Here is a 20,252-nt window from a genome sequence, read left to right as displayed (position 1 = left end):
CGCCGCTCAGGCGGCGACGATGGAGGCGGTGCTCGATGCGATGAGTTCGGCCGCACCGGCGGCGAACAGGCGGTGGCCCAGTGGGCTCGGGTGCAGGCCGTCCTCGGTCCACACCTGCGGGCGGGCCCATTCGGTGTCCTCGGCGATCGGCAGCACCAGCGTGCCGGTCGCCGCGGCCACCCGTCGCACCGCGTCATTGGCGACGTGGAATCGTTCGCGCAACAGTGCGCGGAAGCTCTCCGGAACCGGCAGGCGCGCCGGAATATCCGGGTAGTCGGCGGTGAACACCGTGGCGCCGCCGCGCGTCAGCGTGCCCAGAATCTCGGCCAGATTGTCCTCGAAACGATCCGGGTCGTAATCACTGACGAGATCGTTGACGCCGACCACGACCCCGTACAGCGGCGCGTTGGACGCCGCCGCCGACGGCAGCTGGGTACGCACCACATCACCGGTGGTGGCACCGTGCGTACCCAGGTTGCGAATCATGCTGGGCCGCAGTCCCAATTGCCCGCCGAGCCGGACCACCCAGCCCCGGTATCCCCCGGACGCGGCCGGATCGCCGCGTCCCTCCACGAAACTGTCCCCGACCGCGGTCAGGCTGGTCATAGCGCCGCCTCGGGCGTATTGGTCAGATGCCGCGCGTGCTCGGGGAAGTCGACCAGCTCGTACAGCTCGGTCAGCTCCTGCTCACCGAAGAACTTGTCCGGCGGGTACAGGCCCGCGATCAGGCCGAAGAACTTCTTCGAATAGTCCGGGCTCATGCTGGCGGCGCGGAACACCGAGTCGTAGTACGGGGTCAGCGTCAGCTCGGAGATGCTCTGGGTCAGCTCGTAGGTGCTGGCGCTCTGGGCGTCGCGCTCCCGCTGGTACTCCGGCATGGTCTCCTCGAAAGGCCGCTCGCCGGAGAGGCTTTCGCCGACCAGGTCGGCCAGCAGCTGCGCGTACTTGAAGGCGTCGGTGATGCCCCAGCCGGTGAACGGATCCTTGTGGTATCCGGCGTCGCCGACCAGCGCCCAGCCGGGTCCGTAGGACTGGCGGCGGTAGTTGTCCGGGTACAGCATGGGCCGGAAGGGCTCCACGCGTCGGCCCGAATCCCGCAGGCGCGCACCGATCTCCGGGTCGATCTGCTCGACGATCTCCTGCACGCCGGCGTCCGGATCGGCGCGGAACTCACGGAACCGGTCCCGCTTGCGCATGACCGCCACCAGCGACAACTCGTCATTGGTGGGCCAGGCCGCGAACTGCTGCTCACCGAATCCGGTGCGGTGGTGCATGCCCCAGTCCACGCCCTCGTAGTACGAGTAGTAGATGAAGCAAGCGGCCGGGGAGCCCTCGTAGACCGGTGCGCCGACCTCCTTGGCCACGATCGAGTTCGCGCCGTCCGCGCCGATCACCAGCGCAGCCCGGAACTCCTGCTCGGCACCGTCGCCCACCCGGCCGCGGATACCGGCGACCCGGTCGCCGTCGCGCAGCAGCCCGGTGACGGTGAAGCCCTCGATCAGTTCGGCCCCGGCCGCACCGGCGGCGTCGACCAGAACCTTGTCCAGCACCGTGCGGCGCGGGCAGTACACGGCGTCGATGCCGTCGGCCGACGGATCGGCCATACCGTTGATGACGATATCGGTGTAGGTGAAGTTCAGGTGGCGAATGGGCGGGCAGCCGGTCGCGGTCACCCGATCCAGCAGACCCCAGGTCTTCAGCAGGCTCAGCCCGGCCTGGTGGACGTAGTGGGTGGAGGGGGTGTCGCTGGGGAAGGTGGCCCGGTCCACGGCCAGCACCCGGAATCCCTTGCGAGCCAGCAGCATGGCCAGTGGCGCACCCGCCACGCGAGTTCCGACAACAATGACGTCGTACATGATCGCATCACTTTCGGTGGTCGAATGTCGTATTCGAGTCTGCGGCCGAATTCATGCGGAACTACAGTGGGACAAAGCAATTCATCGGCCGATCGGTCCCGGCTATCGTCGGCGGGAAGTGAGTGGAATTTCGCGCGATGTCACCCGCGCGACATATACAGCTGATCGATATCCGCGGCGAATGCGACCGAAATGGCCTCGCGGCGCAGTTTCTGAGACGAGGTGAGCAGACCGTTGTCCACGGTGAAATCACCGTCGACAATGCGGAAAGCCCGAATGGATTCGGCCCTGGACACCAGTGAATTCGCCTCGTCCACGGCATCCTGCACGGCCGTCGCCGGATCCTGTCCCGGACGGTCCGCGCGCCACTGGTCCACGCGCTGGGCGTCCAGCGTCACCAAGGCGGTGATGAAGGGCCTGCCCTCCCCCACCACCATGCAGTTGCTCACCAGCGGGTGCAGCCGCACCCGGTCCTCCAGCGGGGTCGGCGCGACATTCTTCCCGCCGGAGGTCACCAGGATCTCCTTCTTGCGGCCGGTGATGCGCAGGTAGCCGTCGTCGAGTTCGCCGATGTCGCCGGTGTGCAACCAGCCGTCGGCGTCCACGGGACGCTGGTCGGCAGCCGCACCCCAGTAGCCGGGCGAGACGTGCGGGCCGCTCACCAGCACCTCGCCGTCCGCGGCGATCCCCACACCGGTGCCCGGGATGGGACGGCCCACGGTGCCGAGCCGATTGCTCTCCGGTGCGCTCACCGTCACCGCGGTCGCCGCCTCGGTCAGCCCGTAGCAGTTGAGGATCACCACGCCGAAGCCCGCGTAGAACCCGGCCGTGGACTCGTCCAGGGACGCGCCGCCGGAGATGACGTAGCGCAGCCGTCCGCCGAAGGCGTCCGCCACCGGATGCGCCACCGGAGCGGGCGCGCCACCGGCCGTGAGCAGCCGCACCCCGCGCTCCACCGCCGCGCGCTCCTCGTCGTCGGTGAGCAACGCCCGGCAGTGCTTGCGAATCTTCTCCAACGCGTAGGGAATCAGGGCCAGGAAGGTCGGCCGCAGCCGCGCCAGCGCCGGCACCAGGTCAGGCACGCTCGGCAGCAGGTGGGTCCGGCTGCCGCCGTACAGGCAGGCGAACAGGATGGTCTGGCCGAAAACGTGCGACAGCGGCAGGGCCAGCACGGTGGTGCCGTCGAAGATGCCGCCGGTCTGGCGCACCGTGTTCGCGGCCGTCACCGTCATATTGCGGTGGGTGATCATGCAGCCCTTGGACAGCCCGGTGGTGCCGCTGGTGTAGACGATCATGGCGAGGTCGTCGGCGCGCACCCGCTCGATCCGGGCATCCAGTTCCGGGCTCGCCGCACCCTTGGCCCACACCGCGACCTCGTCGAAGGTCCACACCTCCCCCGCGCCCGCGGCCGCCAGCCGGTCGGCGTCCGCGCCGGTCTCGGCGGCGAAATGCGCACTGCCGCTGTCGCGCAGGATGTGCTCGATCTGGGCGGGCGAGGAGGTCGGGTACACCGGCACCACCACCGCGCCGACGGCCAGCGCCGCGCAGTTGAGCAGCGCCCACTCCAGCCCGGTGCGGCCCAGCACGGCCAGCCGGTCACCGGCCGCCACCTCCCGCTCCAGCAGCGCCGAGGCCAGTGCCCGCACACGGGTGTCGAGTTCGGCGCGGGTGAGTTGGGTGCCGTCGGCGCCGCACAGCGAATCCCGTTCCGGATCGCGCCGCGCCGCCTCGGAGACGATCGTGTACAGACTCGCGGTATCGGGTGGGTCGAATCCGTCCGGGGTGAAAAACACTGTGTTCACGAGTTGAATTCTTCACGGCGACAATGATTCTCGTCGCCGTCGATACCGCGGTTCCTACCGTGCGAGTGTCATCTCCTATCGAACCGCTCAGGCCGACAGCGCCTGGGCATCATCGAGCTGTGCCGGTTCCGCGGATTCCATGCAATCGAGAAACAGCGAGACCGCCGGATTCGTTTCCGCGGCCCGCCATACCGCGTACAGATCCAGGGTCGGCACCGGATCCGACAATTTCACCGCGACCGACGCACTGCCGGGCGCACCCATTCCCATCGAAATCGCCCGGGGCAGCGAGGCGAAGCCCACGAACGGGCGCACCGACACCATATGGGCGGTGGCGCCCGGATCGTCGGCGGTATGCGAGACGGTGAGCGAAATCCGATTCTGCGCGGCCGCCCGGAAGATGGAGTCGTACATGGCGGGACACTGTTCGCGCGCGAAGAGCACGCACTCCTGCCCCTGGAGTTCGGCGAACGGCACACTCGGCCGGTCGGCCCAGCGGTGCCGACGGCCCACCACCGCCACCAGCGGCACCCGGTGCAGCAGCCGCCGATACCGGAACTCGGCGGTGGACGGGTGGCCGTAGACGAGGGCGAGGTCGAGCGAACCGTCCGCCAGTGCGGCCAGCTGCGGTCCGGTGCGCTTCTCCCACAGCGACACCACGATATCGGGGTGCCGTTCGGTCATCCGGGTCAGCGCGTCCGGCAGCACGTGTCGGCTGGCGGGCAGGTTGTAGCCGATGGCGAGGGTGCCCGCGCGGCCCTCGGCGGTCGCCTTCGCCACCTGCGCGGCCCGATCGAGCTGGGCGACGATCTGGCGGGCCTGGAGTTCGAACTCCCGGCCCGCCGCGGTGAGCCGCACCTCGTGCGAGTTGCGGGCCACCAGTTGGACTCCGAGGGATTTCTCCAGCTTCTGCAGCTGGGCGCTGAGACTTGGCTGGGTCAGATGCAGGCGCTGCGCCGCGCGGCCGAAGTGCAACTCTTCGGCGATCGTGATGAACGAAACGAGATGTCGGAATTCCATGACGCCGACTCCTTCCGAGTACCCGTCACGGTAGCCGGAGCAGGTAACAGCCGATGAATCACGGCCGCACAGACATCACCATCCGGCTTGCCGAACAGTGAATCTCACTTGTAGCGAGAACCTCTGTGCTAGTGAGGAAGTGCGGGCGTGTACCGCCGAACAGCCGCTACACCTGCGGAAAGACGAGGAGAACCACGGTGGCGATCATCGACGTGTGGGCGCAGCACCCCACACCACGACTCATCCAGCACGACATGTTCGATTCACTGCGGCGCTGGGGCGCCCCGCTGCCGACCGAACCGCTGCCGGTCTCGGCGACCGTGGCCGCCATGGCGGCCGGTAGCGTGGATGTCGCCCTGATCAGCGCCTGGTACGCACCCGAGGGCGTACTCGTCTCCAATGACGAGGTGGCCGAGTTCGCGGCGGCGTCGCAGGGGCGGCTGATCGGCGTCGCGTCGGTGGATCTGCGGCGGCCCATGGCGGCGGTGCGGGAACTGCGCCGGGCGGTCACCGAACTGGGCCTGCGGGCGCTGCGCGTGGTGCCGTGGCTGTGGGGCCTGCCGCCCAACGACCGTCGCTACTATCCGCTCTACGCCACCTGTGTGGAGCTGGGCATTCCGTTCTGCACACAGGTCGGGCACACCGGCCCGCTGCGCGCCTCCGAAACCGGCCGCCCCATCCCCTATCTCGACGATGTGGCGCTGGAGTTTCCCGAACTCACCATCGTGGGCGGGCATATCGGCTATCCGTGGACCACCGAGATGATCGCGCTGGCCACCAAGTATCCGAACGTGTACATCGACACCTCCGCCTACACCGCGCGCCGCTACCCCGAGGAGCTGGTGCGGTACCTGCGCGGACACGGCCGCCGGAAGGTGCTGTTCGGGACCAACTTCCCGATGATCACCCCCGAGCACGCCCTGGCCGGGCTCGACGACCTCGGCCTCGACACGGAGGCCCGGGAGCTGTTCCTGTCCGGCAACGCCCGACGGGTGTTCGGACTGCCGGAGTAGACCGCGCGGGTCAGCCGCGCCCGTGTCGTGCCTCGTAGGCCGCGCGCTCGGCGGCCTGGCGCCGGCGTTCGCCGATATCGGCGAGCTCCGGGTCCAGGCCGTGCTTGAGCAGCCGGTGGCGGCGGTACACGTACATGAGCGCGATGGTGAAGTACACCAGCGGCAGATACAGCAGCGCCATCATGGACAGGCCGATCCACAGCGGTCCCGGCACCAGCAGGAACAGGCAGAGCACCGGCAGCACCGGAATCAGGAAGCGCAGCAGGTAGCGGCGCGCCGCCCCTGGACCGGTCAGATCCGCGAGCACCCAGTCCCGCATATCGGGCGGCAGCGTCGCACCGCAGATATAGCGCACGCGTTGAACGAGATTCGGCTTGCTGGCGCTCACATGTTCTCCCTGTGCATCGGTGCCGCTCGCCGCGCGGCCTTGTTCACGCGGGTGAGCACGTCGCGCAACTGTTCGAGATCCGCCAGGCTCACCCCCAGTCGCTCCACCACGGCGGGCGGAATCCGCTCCGCCTCGCGCCGCATGGCCCGCCCCCGCTCGGTCAGGTCGACCAGCAGCGTCCGCTCGTCGCGGCGATCGCGGCGGCGGGTGATCAATCCGGCCGTCTCGAGCCGTTTCAGCAGCGGCGAGAGAGTGGCCGAATCCAGTTCGATGGCCTCGGCGATGGCCTTCACCGACATCGGCGACTCACCCCACAGCGCCAGCATCACCAGATACTGCGGGTGGGTGAGCCCCAGCGGTTCCAGCAGCGGCCGGTACACCGCGAGCACGGAGCGGTTGGCGACCGCCAGCGCGAAACACACCTGCCGATCGAGGCGCAGGGGATCGTCCGGTGCGTCGCGTCCACTCACGGTCGTGAGCTTAACGCGCTAATAGTTAATGCACAAACTAATGCCCGTCAGCCCAGCACGGGCAGCTCCCGCTCGTCGGCGAGCGCGGAGAGTCCGCGCTGCATGACGCCGGTGACGATGTCGTAGGCGGCGGCCAGGTCGTCGGCCTCGTGGCCGCCCTTCGCGAGTTCGTCCGGCAGGTCGATGGGTTCGCGGAAATCCACCACGATCTTGGCGGGCAGCGGGATGTGCCCGAGGGCGTCGCTGATATTGACGCCCCACGGCAGCGCGAGCGAGATCGGGAACACCTTCACCCGCAGCAACCGGTCCAGCCGCAGGAAGCGGGCGATGCGGTCGCCACGGGTGAGGATGAACAGGGTCTCCTGACCGCCGATGGTCACCACCGGAACGATCGGCACCCCTTCCTCGAGCGCCAGCCGCACGAAACCCGTGCGGCCCGCGAAGTCGATGCGGTCCGACTCCGCCGTGGGCCGCATCACCTCCCAGTCGCCGCCGGATACACCAGCACCGCCGCGCCCGTCCGCAGTGCCGTGCGCGCGTTGTCCGGTGCGGCCGCGAGGGTTCCGTACCTGCGCGCGACGTCGCCCACGCCGGGCAGGGTGACCAGCAGGTCGTGGGCCAGCTGATAGAACGGCCGCTCCGCTCCGAAGTGCCGGAAGAACGCCAGCGCCGTGATCGGCACCTCCGGTGCGGTGATGCCGCCGGTGTGATTGCCCACCAACAGCACCGGCCCGGTCGCGGGCACCCGCTCGATGCCGCGCACCTCCGCCCGGAAATACACCCGCACCAGCCGCCAGCCGAGATCGACCGTGCGCGAGATGAACTCGGGGTCGCGGTCGCCGAGATCGGCCTCCGGCACCAGCCCGCGCACCCAGCTGCTCACCGTGTCGATCGGCGATCGGGTCCACCATGCGTTCATCACCACAGACGTGCCCGTCCGCACACAATCGAAACCCGGTGCGCGAGCACCGGGTTTCGACAACGAGAACCGCGAGACCTAGGGCGTCGGCGTCACACTCGACGTGGTCGTGGTCGTGGTCGTGGACGTGGACGTGGTTGTGGTTGTGGTCGACGACGGCGCGGTGGTCGTGGACGACGGCACGGTCGTCGGAACCTCCGACTCCTTCGCGATCGGCGCGTTCGCGGTAGTCGACTCGGCCGACGTGGTCGCGGTGGTCGACGGCGCGACCGACGTCGACGGCGCGGTGGTGGACGATTCCGGCGAGGTCGTAGACGATTCGGGCGAGGTCGTGGTCGACTCGGGCGCAGTCGTGGTGGACTCGGGCGCAGTCGTGGTGGACTCGGGCGAGGTCGTGGACGACTCGGCCGGTGTCGTGGACGGAGTCGTCGTCGACGACGTCACCCCACTCTTCGACACCGTCGTACCGGTGGTGGAACTCGTAGCCTTCGTCGTCGACGTCGTCTTGCTCGCCGCCGCCTGCACCGAGTTGGTGTACCCCTGCACCGCGGGCAGCGGCTCGGCCTTCCGCTCGACCGGCTCACCCGCCTGCGCCTTCTTGGCCAGTTCGGTCAGCCACGCCGCCGCGTACTCGGCGGAGGTCAGCTCCTTGCCGTCCTCGGGCTTGGCGTCGCGCCAGTAGTCGAAGTGGTGTCCGCTGCCATTGGGGCCGAGCGTCAGGTTGTACGGATCGCTGAGGATCACCGGGATGGTGTTCTGGTTGGTCACGATCAGACCGACGATCTCGTTGAAGATCTTCTGCGGCAGATAGGCCAGCGGCGAGAGGCCCTCGGCGGCGACGTTCTCCGCCTGCGCGGGCGCCCGGTGCTCACCCGGCTTGTAGGCCGGATCCGACACCCGCAACAGCACTTCCAGGAAGGTTTCGTCGCTGGCCATCCAGTTCGGCTGCGACGCGATATCGGAGAAGGCGGTCATGGCGATGCGGCCGAGCACCACCGCGACATCCTGTCCGGTCGCGGGGGTGAGCCCCTCACGTTCGAGCTGATCGGCATTGACCTGCCGGCCCACATTGACCACCAGTTGCAGCAGCGAGATGTTCTGCGGTGCGGCGCAGGTTAGGTCGCCCTCGGAGCAGAACGAGGCGATCTTGCCGTTGAGTTTGCCGAAATCGCCGCTGGTTCCCGGTAGCGCGCCCTGCCCGGAGATCGGGTTGGCGCCGTTCTGGTACTTGCGGTCGAATCCGTCGGGATTGCTGAACGGATCCTCGGCGCCGATGAAGGGGCCCTCACCCGCCTGCCGCCCGGAGTCGGCGAGGATGACCACGCCGAGCACATCGTCCGGATTGACGCCGGATTCCTCGTTGCCGATCTTCATGGCGACGCGGCGCACCACGTCGGCGCCCTCGCTGTAGCCCACGATGGAGAATTTGGTGTCCGGGCAGGCCGCCGAGATCTCGCCCATCACCTGTTCGGTATTGGCCACACCGGTGTTGACGGCGTCCTCGTAGGTGGCCATATTCGCCGGATACGCGATGTACACGGCGGCGTACGAGCCCTGCCCGACATCATCGGACGGCGCGTTGACCACCGGGTCGAGCCATTCGCTCTTGTGATCACCCGACAGCGCGGCGGGCAGCGGGTTCCCGTTGGCGTCCACCAGCAGCGCGGTGGTGCCCTCCTTCGGCGTGTCGCCACGACCGGCCACCGAAATGGTCACCATGTCGTGGCATTCGGTCACCGACGACCTGAGCTGTGTATCCACCACGGGCGGCTCCGATTCCGGAGCCCAGATCACCGCGGCGGCGGCCGCCACACCCAATGTCGTCAGCGCCGCGGCCGCGGACGCGGTGCGGTGCCGCACGAAGAAATCACCGAAGGCCATGCCCTTGATCCCCATTCCAGTACCGATGAGCACACGGAAGGCCCTCCCCGGACGGGCCGTATGTCACCGGAGACGTCGTCGCGGGGCACGGGAACGTTACGGATCGCTAACCGACCGCAATTCCGCGGCGCACCGAATGTGCTTCAGGTCACAGTGATTCGACCTGCCCGTGTGGCGACCGCGCGTCCGGTGGCACACCGCATGCCATGGTGAAGCCATGACCTCTCGCGCGCAGCTCCGCAAGACCGCCTTGTCGCTCCCCGAAACCGTCGAGCAGGACGCCGGTGCGCGAGCGATCGCATTCGCGGTCGACGACATACGGTTCGCCATAGCAACCGCCGATGGACTGGTGGAACTCCTGTTGACCCCGTCCGACGCCGAGGAGGTACTGGCCGCGCACCCCACCGCCGAGCGGTGGGTCCGGGCCGCCACACCGGTGGGCGTCCGAATTCGGCTGGCCGACATCAATGGCCAGTAGCTCAACCACTGGGTGCGCCGAGCCTGGCTGTCGGCCGCGCCGACGCGGCTGGCCGCCCGAGCCGCCGAGGCGGATCGGGCCACCCCCGGCACGGTGGGAGATCTTCCGAAGGCCATCGGCGGGCCGGCTACCCGAGCACTGGTCTCGGCGGGGGTCACCACCCTCGATCAGGTCGCGGCCATGGGCCGCGCCGAACTGTCGGCTCTGCACGGCGTCGGACCGAAGGCCGTGCGCATTCTGGACGAGACGCTCGCCGCGACCGGACGCACGCTCACCTGATCGCGCGGTTCCGGGCGTAGAGCTCGAGACGATAACTGTCTCAGACAATCCTTGTCCACCGTGTGGTCTTGCCGCTACCGTTGACACATGGACGCACATCTCCGATCCGAGGTCGAACTCCCCGCCGGAGTGGAAGGCCGCGCCGCTGCCGGGTATGCCTCCGCCGCAAGGCTTTTCGCACGAATGTTCGCGGGCAAGCGAGGCAACGGCGCGGGGCTCGCCGTGTACCACCGCGGTGCGCCGGTGCTGAACATCTGGGCGGGTTCGGCCGACGCCGGGGGGACACCGTGGACCCGCGACACCGGTGCGATGGTGTACTCGGCGTCGAAGGGCGTCACCGCCACCGTCATGCACCGACTGGCCGATCGAGGGCTCATCGACTATCACGCCCCGATCGCCGAGTACTGGCCCGAGTTCGGCGCGAACGGCAAGGGCGACATCACCATTCGTGACGTGATGACACACCGGTCCGGACTGTCCGCACTCCCGGCGAACACCTGGGAGGAGATCCTCGACCACGAACTCATGGAACGGCGGCTGGCCGCGGCCGCCCCGGATCGCTTGCGCGGCAAGCCGATCTACCACGCGCTCACCCAGGGCTGGATACTGGCCGGAGTGGCCCGCGCCGTCACGGGCCTGTCCATGGCGGAGCTGTACCGCACCGAGGTCGCCGAGCCGCTCGGCGTGGACGGCATCCACCTCGGCCGACCGCCCGCCGACGCGCCCACCATCACCGCGGATCTGGTCGGCTCGGCGAAAGCGCTGTGCGAGAGCGCATATGCGCGCCCCACCGCCAGCCTGGCCGCCCGCCTGCCCGGCCCCTTCCGCGCCCCGCTGCGGTCGATCTACTTCCCGGGCCTGGAAGCCGCGTTCGCCGGCGATGAGCCGCCGATTCTGACCACGCAGCTGCCCGCGGGCAATGCCGTCTGCACCGCCGACGGGCTCGCCAAGATGTACAGCGCCCTCGCCTGCGACGGCATGGTCGACGGGGAGCGCTACCTGTCGCACGACACCGTGCGCACCCTGGAGATCGTGCAGACCATCCAGCCGGATCGCACCCTCATCGTGCCGTGTTGGCATCTCGGCTACCACATCTTCCCGTCCCCGCGGGCCCCGCGCGGATACGGCCACCTCGGTGCGTTCGGCTCCGGCGGCTGGGCGGATCCGGCCTCGGGCATCTCCATCGGCTTCGTGCACAACCGCATGTCCGTCGGCTGGGTCTCCGCGGATATGACCCTGCTGGCCTGGCTGATTCCCGCGATCCTGGCGGGAGCCCGCGGCAGCGTGGCCACCGCGGCCGCCGCCGACGCGGCCACCCACGTGGCGTGACGCTACTGCCCGTCGCTGAGCGGGCGTCCGGTCAGCACCCGCCCGGCGACACCGAGCAGCCGCCGGTAGCCCGCCAGCGCGCCGCTCGAAAAAGCCAGTGACCACACGGTTTTCGGAGCCGAGGGCGGCAGTGGTTTGCCCGCCAGCCGATCGGCCAGCCACTCCGTCACCAGCGGTGCCGCGATGACGGCGAGTGTCACATGGCCGCTGAGCCGGTCGCGCACATACTGCACCGACGCCCCCGCCGCCCGGTAACGCCACACCTGCTCGTCCATATCCTCCACGGCCACGACGGCGTCATTGGTGGCCTGCACCACCAGCATGGGAAACGCCGGCGCCGAGGTGACCGGGCGCAGTGCCTCGAAGATGGCCTCGAATTCGGGCCGGGTGATCAGCTCGGCGACCGTCACCGCGCTGTGCCGGTCGAGATCGCGGCGCAGGCTGCGGAAGACGATGGGCAGGATGGTGCTCGACTCGGCGTGGGCGATCAACTCGTGGAACGGACCGTCGAAGTGCGCGCGTACGGCGGCGCGCAGATCCGGGTAGGCACGGCAGAGCGCGGACAGCACCAGCACGATGAGTCCCGCGTACACCGTGCCGTTGAGCCGGGCGAAGACACTGCGCGGATCACCGACCGGAGAACCCGCCGACGCCCCGACGATATCGAGCTCCGGGGCGTACTCACCCGCCATCTCGGCCGCCCACGTGGTGGCCAGCCCACCGCCCGAATAGCCCCACAGCGCCACCGGTGTGCGTTCGGTCAGACCGAGCGGTTCGAAGGAGAGCGCCGCGCGAATCCCGTCCAGAATGCGGTAGCCGGGTTCCCGGGGCACCCCGAAATGTCCGTCCGTGCCGACGTGATCGGGCACCGACAGCACCCACCCGCGCGCCAGCGCGTTCGCGAACAGGAACAGCTCGAGCTGCGGCACCGAGCCGAAGGCCCGCGCACCCTGCCGCAGGTTGTAGGACGGCAGCCCCTTCGCCACCACGGCGTCGATGGCGCACTGATACGACACCAGCGGCCGCCGCTCCCCCGGCTCGGCGTGCTCGGGAAGCAGGACCGTGGTCACCACCGCTTCCGGCGTGCCGTGCACGGAGGTGGTGCGATACAGCAGCTGCCATGCCGAGATCCGCTGCGGCACCACGCCCAGCAGTCCGAGCTCCACCTCGCGGGACCGGATGACGGTGCCCGGGGTGAGCGCCGCCAGATCCGGCGGCGGCAGGTAGAAGGGGTCGTCCAAGGGTGGCAGCGGCCCCTCGGCGGTCGTGTCACTCGCGGTGGCGTCGGCCTCGACGGTCGCGCGCAGCGGCACGACCTCCGCTGCGGTTGCCTCCGCGGAGTTGGTGATATCGACGCTCATGGCCGCCCCTCCTCATTTCGTCCGGCGATTGCTCCCGGACCGTAGCAACAACCACCGAACGCCTCCGTAGACCGAAACATGCACAGTCCCAAGGGCATTGCGTACAGCAACCGGGTATCCACACCGATCGGCCGAAGCGATGCGGTGCGACGCGAATGCCGTGCAATCCCGCCGAATAGGGGATTTCTAGGGGCCGATGCGCGCCGAGCGCGCATCGGCCTCGTCACCGGCCATCTCCAGCAGGTGGGCGCGCACCGCGTGGGTGCCATCCCAGCACGAGCGGTCCTGCTCGGCCAGCGGAATCAGGCGGTTGTCCGCGACGCGAGCCGCCGCCCGGGCGTGGGTGAGCAGCATGAGCGCCAGCGCTCCGGACACCTCGTCGTGGTCGGGGATGGCCGCCCGCGCGTGCCCGGTCGGACCGCATCTCGACATCGGCGCCGGGTGTTTGCCGACGATGTCTGCGGGCACTGCCTCGGAATGGTCGACAGTGCGCGCGAGAATCGCATGGTGATCGGACTGCTGGCCGATCCGGATCTGCCGAGTCAGCTCGCGCGGCGGCTGGGCGACGAGCTGCCCGGCGAGTTGGGGCGTGCGCTCGGTGGTGGGACCGAGTGGCGGGCGGAGGTGCTCGCCGACCCCTTCGAGGCGCTGTACCCCGACCACGAGTATCTGATCGACAAAGCGCACGAGCGCGTGCGGGACACCCCGTGGGATATCGCGCTGTGTATCACCGATGTGCCGCTGCACGACGGTGGTGGCGTCGTGGTGGCGAATATCGATGCCCCGGGACGGGTGGCGGTGGTGTCGTTGCCCGCGCTGGGCGGGGTGCGGCTGCGACGGCGGCTCACCGAGTTGGCGGTGGCGCTGGTCGGGGCGCTGCTGCGGCGGCCGGAGGACACCGCCGTGGACCGGGAGTTGGCGCGGCGGCTGCCGTCCCCGCTGCGTGTGCATCGCGGCCCCGCCGACACCGACACTTCCGTGGTCCGCAGTCGCCGCTCCGGGGTGCCCACCCTGCTGGCGGGCATGGTGCGGGCCAATCGGCCCTGGCAGTTGATCGTCGGGCTGTCGACCGCCCTGGCGGGAGCGTTGACGGGCACCGCGTTCGGTGTCTTGTACTCATCCATCTGGACGCTCGCCGTCTCGCTCAGCGGACTCCGCCTCGCCGGAATCACCGTCGCCGCCCTCGCGAGCCTGACCCTCTGGATCATTGTCGGACACGGCCTCTGGGACACCCGCGAATCATTCGGGTGGACACAGGATTCCGACCGTTTGCTGCGCAATGCCGGAACCGTGGCCACGGTCGCGGTCGGCACGACGGCCTTCTTCGGCACCCTGTACCTGCTCGCCCTGGCCGCCGTCACCCTGGTGATACCACCGGAATATCTGTCCGGGGTCGTGCAGCGACCGGTACGTATCCACGACTACCTCGCCATCGCCCTGGTGGCCACCGTACTGGGCACCATCGCCGGAGCGGTGGGCTCCGGCCTGGAGGACGACGTCACCGTCCGCAAGGCCACCTACAGCTATCGCGAGCGGGAGCGCCGCCGCCGAGCCGAGCAGCGGCGTCACCGCGATCAGTGACGCCCACGCGCACCCGATGTCACCGGATATCCAGCGTCACCCGGGCGTTGAGCGCGGTGGTCAGGGAGGCGCCGAAGGTGCGGCGGATGGTTTCGCTGAGGTGGGAGGGGGAGGCGAAGCCGGCGTCGGCGGCGCAGCGGGTGAGGTCGTATCCGGCGGACATGCCCGCCAGCACGATTCGCACCCTGGCCCACTGTCGGTAGCGGCGGAAGGTGGTTCCGGTGTGAGCGGCGAACAGTCGCAGGAAGTAGTGCTCCGACATGCCGACATCGGCGGCCGCGCGATCGGCGCGCGGATGCGCGGTCGGATCCGCACGGATATCGCGCATGATCGCCTCGATCCGCGGATCCAGCACGGACGGCGAATCAGGCTGGGAGAGCAGCGCGTCCAGGCTCGGCACGCCCGCGCGGGCGGCGGCGACACAGGCGGCCTCCGCGGCGGGATCGAGAGCGCGCGGCTCGACGGCGTCGCGCAGCCCGGCGATCACGGCGCTGCCCGGCTCGGCGAATACCAGCGCGATCCGGCCCGCCGAGACGATCCGATGCCGAACCCGGGCCTGCACGAACACACTGCGGGTGACGAGCGTCCCGTAGTCCTCGGTCTCCACCGTGAACGATCCGTCCAGGCTCAGGCCCAGACATGCGATCGCCGTGGCATGCATGCCCACGCCCAGATCCGGCCCCAGATATCCGGCGTGCCGGGGCCGCATCCACACCACGGGCGCGGCAGCGCAGGTTTGTGAAAGCGCGGCCCCGGTCATATCGGCCAGGCTAATCGGTACCCGGCGCGGACGGCGTCGGCGAGTACGACAGAGGGATGCGCCATGACCACCGACCCACACGCGAAGCCCAGTTGGCGGACCCGAGCGGTCACCGCACTGTTGCGGGCGGGCGGCCAGCGGAAACTGCTCGCCACCCCGGAGGGGGTGCACGCGGAGATCGCGAAGCGCGACCGGCGCGACACCGAGGTGCGCCCGCCCGCCTCCCTGCGTAAGCGGGCCACCGTCACCCGGGAGGACCTCGACGGCTGGCCCGTCTACCGCATCACGCCGAACGACGTCACCACCGACGTCGCGGTGGTCTTCCTGCACGGCGGCGGTTTCTTCCGCGAGATCGTCGGCGCACATTGGAAATTCGCGGCCCGGCTGGCCGCCGCCGTTCCGGCCGAATGCGTGGTCCCGATCTATCCGCTGGTCCCGCACGGCCGCGCCGCCGAGATGGTGCCCACCACCGCCGCCATCCTGGCCCGCACCATCGAGCGGCGCGGTACGGGATCGACCGTGGTGATGGGCAATTCGGCCGGTGGCGGACTGGCGCTGGCGGCCGCGCAGGCCCTCCGCGACCGGGGCGGCCCGCAGCCGTCCCGCCTCGTCCTGATCTCCCCCTGGCTCGATATGACCATGTCCGACCCGGCCCAGGCGGAGATCGAGCCGACCGATCCCCTGCACCTGCGCCCCGGCCTGGTGGAGATCGGCCGCCGCTACGCGGACCGGCTCGCCCCCGAGGACCCCCGTGTCAGTCCGCTGTTCGGCCGTCTCGAAGGTCTCCCGCCGATCACGGCCTTCGCCGGTACCCGCGAAATCTTCGTCACCGACACCCGCACCCTCGCCCGCCGTGCGGCGGAGGCGCACGTGCCGATCGACTATCACGAGGCCGCGAACCTCCCGCACAACTACGCCCTGTTCCCCGCTCCGGAGGGTCGCGCGGCTCGCGAGATCATGGTCGACGCCTGCCGCGCCCCCCTGCCCGCCGGGCAGCGCTGAATCGACGACCAGCCGCCGGATACCCCCCTCCGATACCCGGTGGCTGGTCTTCGGCGGCGAAACCAGTTACGGCGCAGCCATATTGAATCAGGAATCCGGGCCGCGTTCGGTGAACCGGCAGCGGTTGACCACGGGTGCCGGCACCACGGGCACAGCGTGCCCACGAGCGTCCGGGTTCGGGCAATATCTTGCCGAAACCCGCGCCGTCACGAGCCGGTGCACAGGTCTTCCGCGGGGACGCCGGGGAGGTACCGCTCCCACTCCTCGGCGGTGAGCGGAGTACTTCCGCCGCCGCACAATTCGGCCGCCACCCGATCCGGATCGGTCGCCCACAGCTGCACCGTCATGGCGGGTCCGCCCGCCGCCAGCAGCGCACCGCCATGGCCGTACACCACCTCGTTGACCCGCCCCTCGTAGCCGTTCAGCACCGCGGCCCGGCTCGGTGCGCGCGGATCGGTGATATCCCACACCCAGATGCCGCCGCCCCCACCGCCTCCGGCGACGCGGGTGCCGTCGGGGCTGAAGTTGAGCGTGATGACCGCGTCCGCCGGACCGCGCAGCACCGCCAGCCGCCGCGGCTCGTCCGGGTCGGCGAGGCCGAACAGGCGGACGGTGCGATCGGCCCCGGCGGCCGCGAGCAGTCCGTCCCGCGGACCGAAGGCGACACTGGCGACGTCATTGCCGAATCCGGTGAGCGACGGCACTTCGCGCGGGCGACGCCGGTCGGTGATATCCCACAGCCGCACCGACTCGTGCGAGGTGGCGACGGCCAGCAGGGTGCCCGACGGGTCGATGGCGACGATCGAGGGGAGACCGGGCCCGACGGCCAGCAGGGTGCCCGACGGGTCGATGGCGACGATCGAGGGGAGACCGGGCCCGACGTCCAGCGTGCCGAGCGGCGCGGGCCGCGCGATATCGCCGACGTCCCAGAGTGTGACGGTCTGGTCGTCCTGGCCCGCCACGACGAGCAGGGTCGCGTCCGGATCGAAGGCGAGCGCGCCGACGAGCCCACGCACACCGGGGATTTCGGCTCGGTGCCGAGGTTGCCGGGGATCACCCAGATCCCACAGGTGGACCCGTCCGGTGCGGGCCCCCACCGCCGCCACCGACCCGTCGGCGGCCAGTGCGACCGCACCGGTGGTCTGTTCCTCCGGTCCGACGCCCAGCGTCGAGTACTCGACGGGTGCGTCGGGTTCGCTCAGATCCCACAGGCGCGGATGGCTGTCGGCCGCGCCGGTGCCGACCAGGAGCCGAGTTCCGGTGCGGTCCATCGGCATCTGATAGACCACCGACCGCGCACCGCGCAGTGCCGGGCCGGGCAGCGGCCACACCCGGGCCGCACCGTCGATCCCGCCGGTGACGATCCCGGTGCCGTCGCCGACGAACACGACCGACACCACGATCACCGGATTCGGCAGCGTGACCTCGAGCAGATCACCGTCCGTCGCCCAGATCCGGGTCGTATTGTCCGAACTCGTCGCCGCCAGCCGATCGCCGTCCGGACTGTAGGCGAGATCGTTGACATAGCTGGTGAATCCGGTGAGCGTGGGCAGCCCCACCGGCCGCGCCGGATCGGCCACCGACCAGCGTCGTACGTCCCGGCCGCGCCCGCCCGCGGCCAGCACCGTCCCGGTCGGATGGAAGCTCAGCGCGGTGAAATCGTCGGTGCTGCCGTCCGGCCCGCTGTCGTGCACCGGTGTCGGGACGTCGCGCCGCCGATCCCAGATCCGCAGTGCCGCACCCGCTCCGCCCGCGGCGAGTAGCAGACCGTCGGGACTGTAGGCCACCACCGAACCCTCCGTGGGAAACACCAACGGCGGCCGCGCGACTGGGCGCGCGGGGTCCGAGACAGTCCACCGGTGCACGTCGTTCGTGACGAGCCCACCCCCGGCCAGCTCCGCGCCGTCGGGACTGAACGCCAGATTCTTCACCGGCACCGCGGTCGCGCCCAGCACGGCCAGCGGTGCGGGCGCGTCGCGATCGGCGATATCCCACAGGTGGATGCCACGGTCGGTCGCCGCCGCCAGCAGACGACCCGCGCGGTCCACCGCCAGCGCGTCCAGCCGCGTCGCCCCCTCCGACCCGATCGACACAGCGGCCAGCGACCGCAGCGGAGTTCGTGACATCCGCTCGTACAGCATTACCGACCTGTCCTGGCGGCCCACCGCGAACACCTCGCCCGTGGCATCGGCGGCGATGAGCGCCCCGCCCGGCGCCCCCAGCAGCCGCACCGGTGTGTGAGTGGCGCTCGCGTCCAGCACCGCCGAGCGCGCCTCGAGGGTCGGATGCACCCGGTAGGCCGCCAGCGCCAGCTGGGCGGCGAGGGCCGGATCCTTCGCTCGCAGCGTGGCCGACTGCACCGCGATCTGACGCGATCTGGCCTCGTCGCGCGCCCGATTCGCGGTCGATCTGGCGATCAGGGCAACACCCGCCAGCACCATGGCGACGACCAACGCGAGCGCCAACCCGGCCACCAACCGGCGCAGTATCCGGGTGCGCCGTCGTTCGCTCGCCACCAGCGCTTCCTGATGGGCGATGCTGGCGCGCAGATACTCTCGCTCGTCCCGGTTCAACGCGGTGTCGTGGTCGTCGGTCTCGGCCCACTCCCGCATGAGCGCGAGTCGCCCGGTGCCGAGCAGTGCCCCGGGATCGCGGTCGGCGTCCAGCCAGGTCCGGGTGGCCTGGGTCAGCCTGCGGTGCACCAGTAATCCGGTGCGGTCGGTATTGATCCAGTCGGTGAGCCGCCGCCAGGCGCCGATAAGGGCCTCGTGCGAGATCTCGATGGTGTCCTCATCCACCGTGAGCAGCCGATGCGCGGCGAACCGTTCGATCACCGTCTCGACATCGTCCACCGATTCGGTGTCGAAGAACAACTCCCCGTGCTGCACCCGGCGGCGCGTGGACAGCTCCTCCTCCACGCTGACCAGCCGCAGGAAGGTGCGCCTGGCGAGATCGCGCTGCCGGTCGGTGAGCGTGGTGTACACCGCTTCGGCACTCTGCTGGATCGCACCGCCGATACCCCCGGTGGCCAGGTAGTCGGCGACGGTCATGCGCCGCCGGGTGCTGTGCCGCCACGTCTCCAGCAGGGCGTGCGACAGCAGCGGCAACGCGCCCACATCGTGAGCGGCGGCCGAACCGTGCGGAGCCAGTTCCACCAGCAGCAGGTGTACCAACTCCTCCTCCACCGTCCATTTCGCCTTGCGCGCGGGTTCGACGATCACCTCGCGCACGGCCGCGGAGGTCAACGGCCGCACCAGCATCGCGTGGGCGGCGAGCGCGTCGAGCAGTTCGGCCTCCTCGGCCACCTGCCGGTAGAAGTCGGCGCGCAGGCCGAGCACGTACACGCACCCGGACCGGGATCCGGTGATGGCATCGAAGAATTCGCGCCGCTGCTCGAGGTCTCGACACTGCGACCATGCCTCCTCGAACTGGTCGACGACCAGGACGTCGACCGGTGGTGCCGCCGCCAGCGCCGCGGCCGGACGTGTGCCCGGCCGCAGCACCGCCACGGAGCGGCCGTGTCGGCACAGCAGCGGGACCAGGCCCGCGCGCAGCAGCGAGGATTTACCCGACCCGGAAGCGCCGACGACGATGAGGACGCGTGCGGATTCCGAACCGGTGCGCAGGGATTCGACCCGCTGAAAGAGTTCGGCGGTGGCGTCGGCTCGCCCGAAGAACCATGCGGCGTCCTCGGCGGCGAAGGCCGCCAGGCCGCGGTAGGGCAGCTCGCCCGCCTCGCGCCGCCGCCCCGTGGTCGGGCGTACTCGCCGCAGGGCGGCCAGCCACGAATCCTGTTCCGCCACCGTCACTCCGCAGCAACCGAGCACATCGCGAAACATGCGCTCGTTCGCTTCGGTGGGCAGATGCTGCCCGGCGAACCAGCCGCTGACGGTGCCGTGCAACGCACCCGAGCGCTCCACCACCTGCCGCACCGTCAAGCCCGCCGACCTGCGCAAGGCGGTGAGGGCGGCGGCGAATTCCTCTCGCGTCGACACTCGACTCAGGTCCGGGCCCCGACCGGCCACGCTGGACATGGCCCGACCGTAGCGAGCGCCCCACCGGGCCCGCAGGAGCCGTATGGACCTTGTATCGAGTTCTTTCAGCCGTTGTCGG

At 69.9% G+C, this 20,252-nt stretch carries 19 protein-coding genes; 6 read left to right on the top strand and 13 right to left on the bottom strand.

The window, feature by feature from the left end:
- Positions 1–6 precede the first annotated feature (6 nt).
- The 4 genes from FOH10_RS06725 to FOH10_RS06710 all read right to left on the bottom strand — a co-directional run bounded on the left by FOH10_RS06725 (position 7) and on the right by FOH10_RS06710 (position 4,678).
- Positions 7–606, bottom strand: coding sequence for an SGNH/GDSL hydrolase family protein (locus tag FOH10_RS06725; protein ID WP_029932641.1), 600 nt, complete (start codon positions 604–606; stop codon positions 7–9).
- Complete coding sequence (locus FOH10_RS06720; protein ID WP_143980061.1) at positions 603–1,856, bottom strand: NAD(P)/FAD-dependent oxidoreductase; 1,254 nt, start codon at positions 1,854–1,856, stop codon at positions 603–605. Before FOH10_RS06720 ends, FOH10_RS06725 begins: the two co-directional genes overlap by 4 nt.
- Positions 1,857–1,996: 140 nt before the next feature.
- Positions 1,997–3,658, bottom strand: coding sequence for an AMP-dependent synthetase/ligase (locus FOH10_RS06715; protein WP_143980060.1), 1,662 nt, complete (start codon positions 3,656–3,658; stop codon positions 1,997–1,999).
- An 87-nt stretch (positions 3,659–3,745) separates the two neighbouring features.
- Positions 3,746–4,678, bottom strand: coding sequence for a LysR family transcriptional regulator (locus tag FOH10_RS06710; protein ID WP_143980059.1), 933 nt, complete (start codon positions 4,676–4,678; stop codon positions 3,746–3,748).
- A 254-nt stretch (positions 4,679–4,932) separates the two neighbouring features.
- Between FOH10_RS06710 and FOH10_RS06705 the strand changes: the two genes are divergently transcribed.
- The gene (locus FOH10_RS06705) at positions 4,933–5,691 is read left to right on the top strand and encodes an amidohydrolase family protein (protein ID WP_221938014.1); all 759 of its coding nucleotides are present in this window, start codon (positions 4,933–4,935) and stop codon (positions 5,689–5,691) included.
- Positions 5,692–5,701: 10 nt separating this feature from the next.
- Here FOH10_RS06705 and FOH10_RS06700 read toward each other — a convergent pair whose 3' ends face one another.
- The 5 genes from FOH10_RS06700 to FOH10_RS06685 all read right to left on the bottom strand — a co-directional run bounded on the left by FOH10_RS06700 (position 5,702) and on the right by FOH10_RS06685 (position 9,349).
- Positions 5,702–6,079 (bottom strand): DUF5313 family protein, encoded by a 378-nt coding sequence (locus FOH10_RS06700; protein WP_186000742.1) that lies wholly within the window; start codon positions 6,077–6,079, stop codon positions 5,702–5,704.
- The gene (locus FOH10_RS06695) at positions 6,076–6,549 is read right to left on the bottom strand and encodes a MarR family winged helix-turn-helix transcriptional regulator (protein WP_039811768.1); all 474 of its coding nucleotides are present in this window, start codon (positions 6,547–6,549) and stop codon (positions 6,076–6,078) included. The genes FOH10_RS06700 and FOH10_RS06695 overlap by 4 nt, the downstream gene beginning before the upstream one ends.
- A gap of 47 nt (positions 6,550–6,596) precedes the next feature.
- Positions 6,597–7,025 carry a hypothetical protein gene (locus FOH10_RS35475; RefSeq protein ID WP_244961726.1) on the bottom strand — a complete coding sequence of 143 codons (429 nt, stop codon included), beginning with the start codon at positions 7,023–7,025 and terminating at the stop codon, positions 6,597–6,599.
- A complete protein-coding gene (locus FOH10_RS35470; RefSeq protein ID WP_244961724.1) occupies positions 7,025–7,432 on the bottom strand; it encodes a 1-acyl-sn-glycerol-3-phosphate acyltransferase in 408 nt (135 codons plus the stop codon). Before FOH10_RS35470 ends, FOH10_RS35475 begins: the two co-directional genes overlap by 1 nt.
- Positions 7,433–7,546: 114 nt before the next feature.
- Positions 7,547–9,349 carry a cutinase family protein gene (locus tag FOH10_RS06685; RefSeq protein WP_143983900.1) on the bottom strand — a complete coding sequence of 601 codons (1,803 nt, stop codon included), beginning with the start codon at positions 9,347–9,349 and terminating at the stop codon, positions 7,547–7,549.
- A gap of 217 nt (positions 9,350–9,566) precedes the next feature.
- Here FOH10_RS06685 and FOH10_RS35195 point away from each other — a divergent pair, with 217 nt between their 5' ends.
- The 3 genes from FOH10_RS35195 to FOH10_RS06675 all read left to right on the top strand — a co-directional run bounded on the left by FOH10_RS35195 (position 9,567) and on the right by FOH10_RS06675 (position 11,435).
- On the top strand, positions 9,567–9,827 hold the full coding sequence (locus FOH10_RS35195; RefSeq protein ID WP_221937935.1) for a hypothetical protein: 261 nt from the start codon (positions 9,567–9,569) through the stop codon (positions 9,825–9,827).
- A 12-nt stretch (positions 9,828–9,839) separates the two neighbouring features.
- The gene (locus tag FOH10_RS35190) at positions 9,840–10,106 is read left to right on the top strand and encodes a helix-hairpin-helix domain-containing protein (RefSeq protein WP_244961722.1); all 267 of its coding nucleotides are present in this window, start codon (positions 9,840–9,842) and stop codon (positions 10,104–10,106) included.
- A gap of 87 nt (positions 10,107–10,193) precedes the next feature.
- Positions 10,194–11,435 (top strand): serine hydrolase domain-containing protein, encoded by a 1,242-nt coding sequence (locus FOH10_RS06675; RefSeq protein ID WP_143980057.1) that lies wholly within the window; start codon positions 10,194–10,196, stop codon positions 11,433–11,435.
- 2 nt (positions 11,436–11,437) lie between these two features.
- On the opposite strand, the gene FOH10_RS06670 is transcribed toward FOH10_RS06675, so the two are convergent.
- Both FOH10_RS06670 and FOH10_RS36235 read right to left on the bottom strand, forming a co-directional pair.
- Positions 11,438–12,796: a lipase family protein gene (locus tag FOH10_RS06670; protein ID WP_143980056.1), complete on the bottom strand. Its 1,359-nt coding sequence runs from the start codon at positions 12,794–12,796 to the stop codon at positions 11,438–11,440.
- Positions 12,797–12,982: 186 nt separating this feature from the next.
- Positions 12,983–13,264 carry a DUF6596 domain-containing protein gene (locus FOH10_RS36235; RefSeq protein WP_411157758.1) on the bottom strand — a complete coding sequence of 94 codons (282 nt, stop codon included), beginning with the start codon at positions 13,262–13,264 and terminating at the stop codon, positions 12,983–12,985.
- Positions 13,265–13,273: 9 nt separating this feature from the next.
- Between FOH10_RS36235 and FOH10_RS06660 the strand changes: the two genes are divergently transcribed.
- Complete coding sequence (locus FOH10_RS06660) at positions 13,274–14,377, top strand: hypothetical protein (RefSeq protein WP_143980055.1); 1,104 nt, start codon at positions 13,274–13,276, stop codon at positions 14,375–14,377.
- 19 nt (positions 14,378–14,396) lie between these two features.
- On the opposite strand, the gene FOH10_RS06655 is transcribed toward FOH10_RS06660, so the two are convergent.
- Positions 14,397–15,137 carry an AraC family transcriptional regulator gene (locus FOH10_RS06655; protein ID WP_143980054.1) on the bottom strand — a complete coding sequence of 247 codons (741 nt, stop codon included), beginning with the start codon at positions 15,135–15,137 and terminating at the stop codon, positions 14,397–14,399.
- A gap of 63 nt (positions 15,138–15,200) precedes the next feature.
- On the opposite strand from FOH10_RS06655, the gene FOH10_RS06650 reads away from it, so the two are divergent.
- The gene (locus tag FOH10_RS06650; RefSeq protein ID WP_143980053.1) at positions 15,201–16,139 is read left to right on the top strand and encodes an alpha/beta fold hydrolase; all 939 of its coding nucleotides are present in this window, start codon (positions 15,201–15,203) and stop codon (positions 16,137–16,139) included.
- 206 nt (positions 16,140–16,345) lie between these two features.
- Here the strand turns inward: FOH10_RS06650 and FOH10_RS06645 are convergent, their stop codons facing one another.
- The gene (locus tag FOH10_RS06645) at positions 16,346–20,173 is read right to left on the bottom strand and encodes a WD40 repeat domain-containing protein (protein WP_143980052.1); all 3,828 of its coding nucleotides are present in this window, start codon (positions 20,171–20,173) and stop codon (positions 16,346–16,348) included.
- Positions 20,174–20,252 lie beyond the last annotated feature (79 nt).

This window comes from Nocardia otitidiscaviarum (genome assembly GCF_007362295.1).
Classification (GTDB): domain Bacteria; phylum Actinomycetota; class Actinomycetes; order Mycobacteriales; family Mycobacteriaceae; genus Nocardia; species Nocardia otitidiscaviarum.
The sequence above is the reverse complement of the archived record's forward strand: the minus strand, read 5'-3'. Positions and strand labels throughout refer to the sequence as shown.

What these genes read in the sequence shown, in the direction of transcription:
- FOH10_RS06725 (WP_029932641.1), bottom strand. Translation starts at nt 606, where the DNA reads ATGACCAGCCTGACCGCGGTCGGGGACAGTTTCGTGGAGGGACGCGGC.
- FOH10_RS06720 (WP_143980061.1), bottom strand. Translation starts at nt 1,856, where the DNA reads ATGTACGACGTCATTGTTGTCGGAACTCGCGTGGCGGGTGCGCCACTG.
- FOH10_RS06710 (WP_143980059.1), bottom strand. Translation starts at nt 4,678, where the DNA reads ATGGAATTCCGACATCTCGTTTCGTTCATCACGATCGCCGAAGAGTTG.
- FOH10_RS06705 (WP_221938014.1), top strand. Translation starts at nt 4,933, where the DNA reads ATGTTCGATTCACTGCGGCGCTGGGGCGCCCCGCTGCCGACCGAACCG.
- FOH10_RS35475 (WP_244961726.1), bottom strand. Translation starts at nt 7,025, where the DNA reads ATGCGGCCCACGGCGGAGTCGGACCGCATCGACTTCGCGGGCCGCACG.
- FOH10_RS06685 (WP_143983900.1), bottom strand. Translation starts at nt 9,349, where the DNA reads ATGGCCTTCGGTGATTTCTTCGTGCGGCACCGCACCGCGTCCGCGGCC.
- FOH10_RS35195 (WP_221937935.1), top strand. Translation starts at nt 9,567, where the DNA reads ATGACCTCTCGCGCGCAGCTCCGCAAGACCGCCTTGTCGCTCCCCGAA.
- FOH10_RS06675 (WP_143980057.1), top strand. Translation starts at nt 10,194, where the DNA reads ATGGACGCACATCTCCGATCCGAGGTCGAACTCCCCGCCGGAGTGGAA.
- FOH10_RS06670 (WP_143980056.1), bottom strand. Translation starts at nt 12,796, where the DNA reads ATGAGCGTCGATATCACCAACTCCGCGGAGGCAACCGCAGCGGAGGTC.
- FOH10_RS06660 (WP_143980055.1), top strand. Translation starts at nt 13,274, where the DNA reads ATGGTCGACAGTGCGCGCGAGAATCGCATGGTGATCGGACTGCTGGCC.
- FOH10_RS06655 (WP_143980054.1), bottom strand. Translation starts at nt 15,137, where the DNA reads ATGACCGGGGCCGCGCTTTCACAAACCTGCGCTGCCGCGCCCGTGGTG.
- FOH10_RS06650 (WP_143980053.1), top strand. Translation starts at nt 15,201, where the DNA reads ATGACCACCGACCCACACGCGAAGCCCAGTTGGCGGACCCGAGCGGTC.
- FOH10_RS06645 (WP_143980052.1), bottom strand. Translation starts at nt 20,173, where the DNA reads ATGTCCAGCGTGGCCGGTCGGGGCCCGGACCTGAGTCGAGTGTCGACG.